The sequence below is a fragment of the Prevotella sp. P5-92 genome (genome assembly GCF_002251245.1).
In the GTDB taxonomy this organism is placed as follows: domain Bacteria; phylum Bacteroidota; class Bacteroidia; order Bacteroidales; family Bacteroidaceae; genus Prevotella.
In genome coordinates, this window is sequence record NZ_NPJG01000023.1 from 113429 (window position 1) to 123998 (window position 10570).

The 10570-nt window shown below is 46.3% G+C and carries 9 protein-coding genes and 1 pseudogene; 8 read left to right on the forward strand and 2 right to left on the reverse strand.

Going from position 1 to position 10570, the window contains the following annotated elements; all coding sequences use genetic code 11:
- The first annotated feature begins 17 nt into the window (after positions 1 to 17).
- The 8 genes from CIK99_RS03065 to rhuM all read left to right on the forward strand — a co-directional run bounded on the left by CIK99_RS03065 (position 18) and on the right by rhuM (position 9960).
- On the forward strand, positions 18 to 2390 hold the full coding sequence (locus CIK99_RS03065) for an ABC transporter permease (protein WP_094379642.1): 2373 nt from the start codon (positions 18 to 20) through the stop codon (positions 2388 to 2390).
- A 21-nt stretch (positions 2391 to 2411) separates the two neighbouring features.
- Positions 2412 to 3086, forward strand: a complete 675-nt coding sequence (locus tag CIK99_RS03070; RefSeq protein WP_094379644.1) for an ABC transporter ATP-binding protein — start codon at positions 2412 to 2414, stop codon at positions 3084 to 3086.
- Between the two features lie 7 nt (positions 3087 to 3093).
- On the forward strand, positions 3094 to 3312 hold the full coding sequence (locus tag CIK99_RS15145) for a hypothetical protein (RefSeq protein ID WP_158215881.1): 219 nt from the start codon (positions 3094 to 3096) through the stop codon (positions 3310 to 3312).
- 93 nt (positions 3313 to 3405) lie between these two features.
- A complete protein-coding gene (locus CIK99_RS03080) occupies positions 3406 to 3963 on the forward strand; it encodes an RNA polymerase sigma factor (RefSeq protein ID WP_094379648.1) in 558 nt (185 codons plus the stop codon).
- Positions 3960 to 4625 (forward strand): hypothetical protein, encoded by a 666-nt coding sequence (locus CIK99_RS03085; RefSeq protein WP_094379650.1) that lies wholly within the window; start codon positions 3960 to 3962, stop codon positions 4623 to 4625. The genes CIK99_RS03080 and CIK99_RS03085 overlap by 4 nt, the downstream gene beginning before the upstream one ends.
- 7 nt (positions 4626 to 4632) lie before the next feature.
- On the forward strand, positions 4633 to 6096 hold the full coding sequence (locus CIK99_RS03090; protein ID WP_094379652.1) for a hypothetical protein: 1464 nt from the start codon (positions 4633 to 4635) through the stop codon (positions 6094 to 6096).
- A 305-nt stretch (positions 6097 to 6401) separates the two neighbouring features.
- Complete coding sequence (locus CIK99_RS03095) at positions 6402 to 8768, forward strand: TlpA disulfide reductase family protein (RefSeq protein ID WP_094379654.1); 2367 nt, start codon at positions 6402 to 6404, stop codon at positions 8766 to 8768.
- Between the two features lie 592 nt (positions 8769 to 9360).
- Positions 9361 to 9960: a virulence RhuM family protein gene (rhuM, locus tag CIK99_RS03100; protein ID WP_254047705.1), complete on the forward strand. Its 600-nt coding sequence runs from the start codon at positions 9361 to 9363 to the stop codon at positions 9958 to 9960.
- 96 nt (positions 9961 to 10056) lie between these two features.
- Here rhuM and CIK99_RS15150 read toward each other — a convergent pair whose 3' ends face one another.
- Positions 10057 to 10179 (reverse strand): smalltalk protein, encoded by a 123-nt coding sequence (locus CIK99_RS15150; RefSeq protein WP_158215874.1) that lies wholly within the window; start codon positions 10177 to 10179, stop codon positions 10057 to 10059.
- A gap of 164 nt (positions 10180 to 10343) precedes the next feature.
- Positions 10344 to 10570: pseudogene (locus CIK99_RS15155) on the reverse strand (DNA-binding protein); the annotation flags it as partial.

Sequence of the window (10570 nt, forward strand, 5' to 3'; positions counted from 1 at the left end):
AAACTTAAATTAAAAATATGATTAGACACAATTTATTAGTAGCATTGCGCAACTTGATGAAGTACAAGTTGCAGACCGTGGTGAGCATACTGTCGATAGCCATCGGCATATTGACCCTCGCCGTCGTGCATACCGTGTTGCACGAGTTCAAGAGACCTGCCGTGATAAACGAGCCTTATTTCGACCGACTGTATGAGGTGGCAATTATTGACAAGGAACAGTCAGGCGAAAACAAATTGCGCAACAACATCTCGTTCGAAATAATGCGCGAGATGAAGGCAGCGGGAGCATTGCCCTCAGCAGAAAAAGTGACGTTTCCAAACGGTTTGCAGACATACTCCTTGCCTGCGTTTTACCTCGGAGACGAACTCATAGCCAAACAGGACATTGAGCTTATTGCCACAGACGACAACTACCTGAATATCTTTGGCATACGTTCGGCTCTGACAGGCAAGAAGATAAAGGTGTTGAAACCCGGCGAGGCCGTCATCGGCAGACGTATGGCAAAGCAGCTCTTCGGCGACATCAATCCCGTGGGAATAAAGATTAAGAACGACAATAAGACGTGGTCAAAAAATCCTGTTCTCACTATCTGCGATGTCTTTGAGGATGTCTCACTGATTGAACACCTCATTGAATCAAGTAACATATATTATAGTGCCGGCCCACTGTGTGTTTCCACCCAATATACGGGAATGCCGGAGAATGAGATTTATTATTCCTACCGCATGTATGTTGTGATGCACGAAGGACGTACCGTGGAGCAACTGAAGAAAGAAATCGGACGAGTGCTGAAACCTCACAACTACTCCTTCGAGGTGACAAGACCCTTATTTTATAACGACAAATACGAGCGATTTTATTTCTCCGTCATAAGCGGTGTGTATGTGGTTGGCTCACTGATACTTCTTGCTGCCATCATAGGTTTCCTGCGTATGCAGATGCAACTGCTGTGGATGCGCCGGCGCGAGATTTCCCTGCGCATCGTCAACGGTGCGAGGCGCAGTCAGATATTCCTCACTCTTTCCACTGAGGTGACGATTGTCTTGCTGCTTTCGATGCTTATGTCGATATTGTTGGGCGTATGGCTTGAAGGGTTCTACAGGTCAAACCTTTTGCATATTACTAAACATGACTATATCGAAACATCCTCGATATATATTTCCGCTCTGATTATCGGAGCCATTTTATTTGTCATCAGCTCACTCATTATTTGGCTCACCATCAGGCGTATATGCAAGTCGGAAGGTGGACTTGCCGCATCGTTGCGTCGCAGTCGCACCCATTTTATGCGCAATGCCATGCTCACCATACAGTTGGCTGTGAGCATCTTCTTCGTTTGCTCCACAATCCACATTTATCAGACGACGGAGCTGGAATATAAGCAATACCAGATTCCTGACAACGACAGCTTCTACAAGAAATGCCTGTTGTGCGTCCCGTTCGGAGAATACAACGGCATCGAATTCAAGGATAGTCTCAGCAAATTGCCAAGCATCGACAAACTGATTCCCATGCAAACCTGTTGGATGTACATAAACGAACTGCACGAAAGGGAAGACCTGAAAGATCAACAACTCGTTACCAGAAACTTGTATTCGTATGTCGTAAGTGATATGGCATTCTTGAAATTCATGAATATCGACGTGAAATGGTTGCCGGGAAATGCCGACCGCAGCAGATTTGTGTTGCTTAATGAGAGTACGTATAGGAGATACAAGGAATTAGACATAATCCACAACGGTATGCTGAAAATGCAAACCGACTATCCCGTTGCAGGAACATTCAGTTTCCTCCCCTACGACCACATTGGCGGCTCTGCCATCATCATCGACAAGGAGGCAATGCAAAACAGTGACTATATTATGGTGCCGAAGAAGGGAAGATACGACGAACTGAATGCAGAAACAAACGCATTGGTCAACAGGATGTATCCTGCAGTGCGCAGGAGTATTGTGCATAACTTGCGTGACAACATGTCTGTTGATGCATTCATATTGGATTGTATCCGCTCAACTGCCATGATACTCTCGATAGTGAGCCTGATAGTCTGTGCCATGGGCATCTATAGCTCCGTGGCTCTCGACACCCGCGGGCGACGCAAGGAGATGGCGATACGCAAGATAAACGGAGCGAAAACCCGCAACATCGCCCTCATCTTCGGCAAGACATATATCATTGCCATAGCCTTGGCTTCAGTGATAAACATACCTGCATCTCTCATGATTGCAGGTATAGTCAGAGCACCGTTGAATGAGCCTCAACAAAGCGCGATCATCTCCCTCCTGCTCGGCATCCTCATAGTGGCGGCAGTGACATTCGTCATCGTCTTCAGGCATATACGCAGTGCAATGAAGGTGAATCCGGCGGAGGAGATTGCGAAGGAGTGAAATATAAAAAATAAAAAAGATATGATTAAATTAGACAACATCAAGAAAGTCTTCCGCACAGACGATGTGGAGACCTGGGCTTTACAGAACGTGAGCCTCGAAGTGAAAGAAGGTGAGTTTGTGGCTATTATGGGTCCGTCGGGATGCGGCAAGTCAACGCTGCTCAACATCCTCGGACTTATCGACAATCCCACGGAGGGCACATACCTACTCAACGGCACCGATGTGAGCCGTATGCAGGAAAACGAGCGCACCGAACTGCGCAAGGGAACGATTGGTTTCGTGTTTCAGAGTTTCAACCTCATCGAGGAACTGAATGTCGTGGAAAATATCGAGTTGCCACTGCTCTATATGGGTATTCCGCGCAGTGAGCGTCGCCGACGTGTGAACGAGATCATGGAGCGCGTAGGCATTGCCCATCGCGCGAAGCATTTCCCCTGCCAACTCTCAGGCGGACAGCAGCAACGTGTGGCAATAGCGCGAGCCGTAATCCCCTCGCCAAAGATTATCCTTGCCGACGAACCTACCGGCAACCTCGACTCACGCAACGGACGTGAGGTGATGGACCTGCTTGCCGAACTGCATCGCGAGGGCACCACCATCATCATGGTGACACACTCGCAGCACGACGCCAACTATGCCGACCGCATAGTCAACCTCTTCGATGGAGAGGTGGTGTCGCAGGTGGAGATGTAGGAAGTCAATGCAAGTATGGGAAGTTAAGGAAGTTAAAGAAGTTAAAGAAGTTAAGGAAGTTAAAGAAGTTAAAGAAGTTAAGGAAGTTAAAGAAGTTAAAGAAGTTAAAGAAGTTAAAGAAGTTAAAGACGTATGTCAAAGCCCAGAAAACTCCCGAAAGGAAGCGAAAAGACTATTGTCTTTAACTTCTTTAACTTCCTTAACTTCCTTAACTTCTGAGAGTTGAGCATATGAGAAACTACAGTTTTATTAAAAAAATCTCTTTTAATGCAATGTTTTTGTAGGTTTTTGCGTATATATAAATAGAAAGAAAAGAAAAATGGCGGAAACAGAGATACACCTCATAGAGGGACTGAGGCAACAAAGTCCCAAAGCACAGCAAGAGACCCTTGAACTCTTCGGCAGAAATGTCTGGGCTCAAGTGGTGAGGATTGTGTCGTGCACCGAGGATGCCGAGGAAATCTATCAGGATGTCTTTGTCAAAGCCTTTAATAATATAGATAGGTATGACGGGGAGAAAGCCTCGTTGAAGACCTGGCTCCTGAGAATAGCCTACAATGAGTCGGTAAGTTTCCTTCGCCATTCGAAGACGAAAACAATAAGTCTTGAGGACTACGGAAACGACTCCGACAACATATCCGAGGAAGAAATGGAGAGAATAATAGGCAGACCCGACAACGAGAACATTCACATGTTGCGCTCTGCCATCCAGCGACTGACTCCGGAGGAACAGGCTCTCATCACGATGTTCTACTACGACGACCTCAGTATGAACGACATAGCATTCGTCACTGGGTCAACGCCCTCGACCATCGGTTCGAGACTAAGCCGTACAAGAAAGAAAATCTGCAAGATAATTAAAAATATACGATTATGAAAGAGAACGCTAACATAAAGGACTGCCTCCGCGAGGCTATACGACATGAGGAGATGGCACGCCCCACTATGCCCACCGACATTAACGCAAGAATAATGCGGCGTATGGAGCAAGAAACGGTAAGGAAAAAGGGACAGAAACGTCTCCGAAAGCTATGGCCTTGGCTTGCCGCTGCTTGTGTGGCTGCCTTTATACTCGTATATACCGCCCCGCCAGAAAAAGAGGTGACGGAAAGTCGCCCTACGGCTGAAATAACGGAGGCTGAGACTCCCCAAAGGCTTTCAACTGAAATGTGTTCTACTGAAAGGCGTTCTACAGAAAGTAGCAATAAAGAAATGATTGCCATGGCAAAGCCTGAAAAGGTAATAACCGTCAAGCAGAAAGCACACAAAGTTGTGACGGCAAAACGCGACACTATATCTGAAAAGAAAGAAGAAGACAAGGTATGCGACCTTGCCATGGCAGAGAAAGCAGAGGAGAGTCAGAAGCCGAGAACCATTTCAGAGAGCGACCTCCCCATAACACGACCGGAGAACCTCAGATATACTCCTGAGGAGATAGCACTCATGAAAAGTCTGGCAAACGAGGCGTATATCAAATGGGTGAAACTCGAACTCGAAATAGCGAAATATAACATTGAACAAACAGCTTACAATAAATAGAATAGTCATGAAAAAGATTTTAATACTCATATTCATTGCCCTTGCCGCAATACCGGCAACAGTGGGCGCACAGTCGTCGTCAAGGAATAAGACGCAAAAAAAGCCAGTCAACGTAATCAAATTACTTGATGAAATCATCAACACCTACGCCATAGAGAACGGAGAAAGCTATGAGAAGATAAAGAACCCCAACACCAATACCATCGAGTCGTTCGAGCGTATCGTCAAATTCTCTCTCCCCATTGCGGACAGTGACTTCTTAAAGGTCGCAGGGCAGGCATTCCAAAAAGACGAGGAGCTAAGCTACCGAATGTCGCACATGGTGCCCAATAGTGGAGACCTGGTCAATCTAAAGGTGATAACGGACAACGGAAACAAACGTAAATCCTTACGAGTCAGGGCGAACAGTTTGCAGGAGATGTGGCTCATGTGCTGTAAGAATGCCGAAAACCCGCAGTTCCGCGACGCTTATGCCATAGTATGGGAAAAACGTAAGGACAAGATCTATGGTACGATATACATAATCACATCCTTGCGTCCTGACCTCTTCGAGAATACTATGGAGACAGCCCGCAGCACTTTCAAGATAGAGGGACGAGTGGATGAAAACATCAAGGACTCCTTGTACAATATCTATATCGCAGACACTTACGAGGAATTGAACAATGTGGCTGATGATGATTATGTGGCATGTGTGCCTGTCATAAACAAGAGATTCTCGTATAGCGTGGAGTTGGACAAGCCAAAGGTGGGTCGTCTGCGCTGCATCTTCCCCGACGGCTCGCTCTGTTCGGCATGTATAGACCTCGACTTTGTGCCCAATGAGACGTATAATATCACCGTTCACAATGGCTATTACGAACAGGACAATGACTACGAGCAACGTGTAGGGCGATTCTCAGGAAAGAGCCTGATAACAAGTCTAGGCGTTGTGGCAGAACCAGACTCATGTGCCCCTGTTGCCTCAAGTGCCTCTGAACAGATTCACTTCTCAGCGTTAGATGCTGCAAATAAATGGAAAAACAACCTTGACTATGTAAAGAAAGCTACCTTTGAATCAGAACAGCAGAAGATCACTCATAAAGCAGAAATAATAAAGGAAAATTATAACAGAATACAGCAACTCATGAATATCATCAACGGTACAAAATCGCGAAAAACATCGTGGGAAAATGTCGATGACACATTCAAGAGTATAAAGGAATGGAATGCACTGTTAGACAAGGATATAGAAGGACTTATAAGCACCATGAACAGCTGGCAGTGTCCACCTGAGGCTCTTCTGATATTACATTCGACAGTGGTGAAAGAGATTCTGAATCCCCAGACCATAATTTTCAACGAATTGTGCGCTAATTACGGTTCCTTATCCAAAGCGGCACAAAACTGCCAGAAGTATGTCAACTCGCTCTCCGAGAAGCACATCAAATGCGGCGAAACATATATCCTGCATCATCTTGGGATTGAGTGAAAGTTCGGGACAGGGGACAGGTCCGTGTGCCACGAGGCGCACATCTATATATAATATATAAAGGGTTGGCTACCCTTCCATATAAAATGTAGCCGTAACTGCCAGTGAGATGAGAGAAGGTCTCTCGGTGTCGGTGTGCAGGCACTGGCATCAAACCCTCTGCAAGCTACTGCAGTCGGAAACGTTGCGGTGGTGAGCGTTGCAAAGAGTATGATGGTCTTGCAGATGCCATCATAACGAATGCAATCGTGATGCCAGCCGTAGAACTTAAGTAAATACCGCCAATAATTGCTAATAAAATACAGATGAAAAAGTTTTTTAATACGCTTGTTGTGACGTTGTTATGCTTTAACGCATCATGGGCACAGAAACCAGCAGTATGGGATAACCCTACGACAGAGTTTGGTACGAATTATGGCGATGGGTTCTTCAACACTGTCATTGATGTAACCCGTGTGGAACTGAAAAAGGATGAGACAACGATGGCTGTAAGGGTACAGTTACGTTCCGATTATCCTGACCCTCGTTTTCAGTTTACAAAAGATACTTATCTGCTTGCTGATGGCGTGAGGTATCCTGTGGTGTCAGCAGATGGCATTGAGTTTGATAAGTTCCGCCAGACAGAGGCTGACGGCAAACTGGACATAGTGTTCCACTTCAAGCCTTTACCTCTCGGCACCAAGGTGTTTGACTTCATTGAGGGCGACGGTGAGCGTGCCTTTCAGATAAAGGGCATACGACCTGTGAAGGAGCGCCACAAGATGTTGTTCCCTTCATATTGGAGAAACGAGAAGACTGGTGATTGGGAGATTGCCTTCATTGACAACTATGCCATCTATGACTGCAAGATATGGAACATGAAAGCGGAGACAAACCCAACCAACGGTGAGGCACAGATTGTTCTGGAGAGCGATGGAAAGACCGTGAACGTGATGGTAGGAAAGGACAAGAAGGGTAAGCGCACCATTACTATTGACGGCAGGAAGGCTGTGTATTCGATGATAACGGAGCGTTTCATGCCTTACTATCCAACAAAGGACACCCGCACCGACTTCTTGGACACAAACTACAAGACTGACACGGCTACCGTGATAGGATGGATAAAGGACATGCCTGAGCATTATCGCAGCATGAATACGTTCGACTTCGGCACTCAGGATTTCTTCCAAGATAAACAGGTAAACTTCAATGCGGAGCTGGATTCGCTGGGAAGATTCAGCATCAAGATTCCACTCATGAACAGTTCAGAGTTCTTCTGCGACTGGAAACGATGCTTCATGCGCACCATGCTTGAGCCTGGCAAGACATACTTCCTGCTCTATGACTTTAAGGAAGGTCGCCGAATGTGGATGGGTGAGGATGTTCGTCTGCAGAACGAACTGTTCCGTCATCCTCTCAACTGGAACAGCATACGCATGGAAGAAGACGGTGACGACTTCGACAAATACGTTGCTTCGGTAGATAGTCTTATAAAGACACAGCACGCGCAAGTTGATGAACTATGCCGACAGCACCCTACACTCTCCACGCGCTTCAACCTATACCGCAAGGGAAGCACCACATGGCAGCAGGCACGTGATTTCGGACAGGCACGTTTCCGTGCGAAAGATTACCACTTCCCTGAGAATGCGAAAAAGTATGCTTACGAGAATTTCTGGCTGAAGTTGCCAAAGCCATATACTCTCTATAGGGATGTGAGAGGATTTTGGCGCGACTATCTTGACGATGCAACGCGCAATGTCCAGACTACATACTCGTTCAACATGTTTGACTACATCGATGAGATTACGGCAGACCAAAAAGAACGGGATATGCTGAAAGAATACAAGGTGCGTATGGACGAAATTGTCAAGGAGATTGATGCTATTCCTGAAATGGAGAAAAAGCAGCAGAAGGCTAACGAATTCAATGCTGCAAATGCGGATATCATTAAACAGGTGGAGCGAATCTTCAACTCTCCCCATGCAAGGGACGTGGCAAACAATTACCTTCTGTTGCCAAGATGGCAGAATCAGTTGAACGTTCTCGATTCTATCGGCGCTGACAAACTCGTCAAGAGCATAATGATGGCAAAGATGGCATACGATGAATTGGATCATAACCGTAAGCCTTTAACTACCGCTACCATGGATAGCCTCAAGGTGTGGATAGACAGTCCTGAGGTGTATGCAGACCTTGAGAAGAAGAATGAATACTACCAGGCTCTCACTAACCGCCAGTTTGACAAACTCATACTGAACACCGGCAAGGATGTGCAAGGCATGACAGAGGGCGAAGAGATACTGAAGAAACTGCTCGAACCATACAAGGGAAAGATAGTATTGATAGATGTGTGGGGCACTTGGTGCAGTCCTTGCAAAGAGGCTCTGTCGCATTCCGAAGAGGAATATGCGCGTCTGGCAAAGTATGACATGCAGTTTGTGTACCTGGCAAACAGCAGTCCTATGGACACGTGGGAGAATGTAATCAAGGAATACAACGTGACAGGTCCTAATGTGACACACTTCAATCTGGATACTCCGCAACAGAGTGCCATTGAGCGTTACCTTCAGATTAATTCATTCCCAACATATAAGATTACTGACAAGCAAGGCAATATCCTCGATATAAAGGTGGATGCTCGCGACCTCAACTCATTGGAAGACCTTGTAAAGATGATACTTGGAAAGTAGTCGTCGGGACAGGTCCGTGTCCTGCCTTCTCAATTTTTTTTAAAAACATTTGAGATTATATTTTTGACTATACCTGCGGGACAGTGACATGTCCGTGTGCCACGAGGCGCACATCTATATATAAAGGGTTGGCTACCTTCCATATAAGATGTAGCCGTAACTGCCAATGAGATGCGAGAAGGTCTCTTCAATAACCTGTCTATGGCATTGTGGCATGCGGCATAGAGGTGGCAGAACTGTGATACAGGCTTGTTGGCGGAACGTGGGAAGCAGAAGACGGAATGTCAAGGGAAATGCCGAAAGTGACGAACAAGGCAGAAACTTACCGAAGTCCGCTTCTGTGGCGGATTGCCCCGTAGTAGCGTTGAAGTGTCTGTAATGGACATGGAGCGAAGGGGGTGACACACTCAAGCAACTGGAATTATACAACTCTTAAAGAAAGAGGAGGATATGATGAAAGAAGCATATGCACAAAGAGTTGAGTGTGAAGAGCCGTGTTTCTGAAAAAACAACGTAGAATTGTTGGATTATTCGAATAACATGCTTACCTTTGCAAGAGAATGTGGAATAATGAGTAGAAATGAGTATGACAGTGAATAGAATAATTGCGAATAACGGCTCATCTATTGTGCTCTATACGACGGACGATGGCAATACCCAACTTGAAGTGAAGTTGGAGAAAGATACCGTATGGCTTACTCAAAGCCAGATGGCAGAATTGTTTGGAAGAGGCAGAACGGTTGTGGGTCGCCATATAAGAAACATATTTAAAGAGGGCGAACTTGATGAAACCTTGGTATGTGCAAAAAATGCACTACCCAAGAAATATGGTCGTAGAGAAGATTATTCCCAGTTAGCAGAAACGACATTTTATAATCTTGATGTAATCATATCTGTAGGATATAGGGTAAAGAGCATTAAAGGCACTAAGTTTAGAATTTGGGCATCTGCACTTATCAAACAATACCTTATAAAAGGCTATGCCATAGACCAGCGTCGCCTCGACCACTATGACGAGTTGAAGGATGTGGTGCGGTTGATGTCGCGTGCCCTTACCCAGCTCATGGAGCAAAACCGCATACATGTCAACGAGCAGCTCCCCGCCTACTGCAAACTCGCCGAAATAGAAATCCACAAAAACGAGTTTGAAAAGACTCCCAAAAAGAGCATCAAACGTTATCTGTACAAATAACGATTTGCGACGGAATCCAAATTAACATCCGTAATCAGTAAGAGGGAGCGGCGCCAAGGCGTCGCTCCCTTTTAGTTTCCGTTCAACCAGTTGTCGTCACACGTACTGATTCACTCCCATACAACTCGTCACTCCGAGAGTTGTAGCAATAGCAGACAGCGCTGCCACAATAAGCTGCAATACCAGCTTCCAAGTGCTTGATTTAGATGTAGAACTCATGATGATTAATGATAATTGATTATTGATAATTGATAATTGCCGCCGCTAATCTCCGTTGTAGGGTCTTACCTCGTGTAAGACCGCGCCCCGATTTGTCGCGGTTTTGCGGCGTGACGCTCTCGGGTTTTGTTAGGGCAAGGGCGCTTGCGCACCCTGCCCTCAGCTTAGATCAAGCTGCCGCCGCCGTCCTCATTGCCGCCGCTTCCGCCGCCGCTCTCGCTGCCGCTTCCGCTCTCGTCAGGACTCTCCGTACCCGGATCGCTTGAGTTCACACGCTTCACCTCCTTGCCGTTGCGGTCGTAGCAGGTGATGGTGACCTGCGATGCCTTGAGGGCCGCCTTCACATCCACCGACGGGGTGAACACAATCTTTCGGGAGGTGATGAGCGAAC

Bases quoted from the DNA above. Each gene is read 5' to 3' on its own strand.
- CIK99_RS03095 (WP_094379654.1), top strand. From the start codon at position 6,402: ATGAAAAAGTTTTTTAATACGCTTGTTGTGACGTTGTTATGCTTTAAC.
- CIK99_RS03085 (WP_094379650.1), top strand. From the start codon at position 3,960: ATGAAAGAGAACGCTAACATAAAGGACTGCCTCCGCGAGGCTATACGA.
- CIK99_RS03080 (WP_094379648.1), top strand. From the start codon at position 3,406: ATGGCGGAAACAGAGATACACCTCATAGAGGGACTGAGGCAACAAAGT.
- CIK99_RS15150 (WP_158215874.1), bottom strand. From the start codon at position 10,179: ATGAGTTCTACATCTAAATCAAGCACTTGGAAGCTGGTATTGCAGCTT.
- CIK99_RS03090 (WP_094379652.1), top strand. From the start codon at position 4,633: ATGAAAAAGATTTTAATACTCATATTCATTGCCCTTGCCGCAATACCG.
- CIK99_RS15145 (WP_158215881.1), top strand. From the start codon at position 3,094: ATGCAAGTATGGGAAGTTAAGGAAGTTAAAGAAGTTAAAGAAGTTAAG.
- CIK99_RS03070 (WP_094379644.1), top strand. From the start codon at position 2,412: ATGATTAAATTAGACAACATCAAGAAAGTCTTCCGCACAGACGATGTG.
- CIK99_RS03065 (WP_094379642.1), top strand. From the start codon at position 18: ATGATTAGACACAATTTATTAGTAGCATTGCGCAACTTGATGAAGTAC.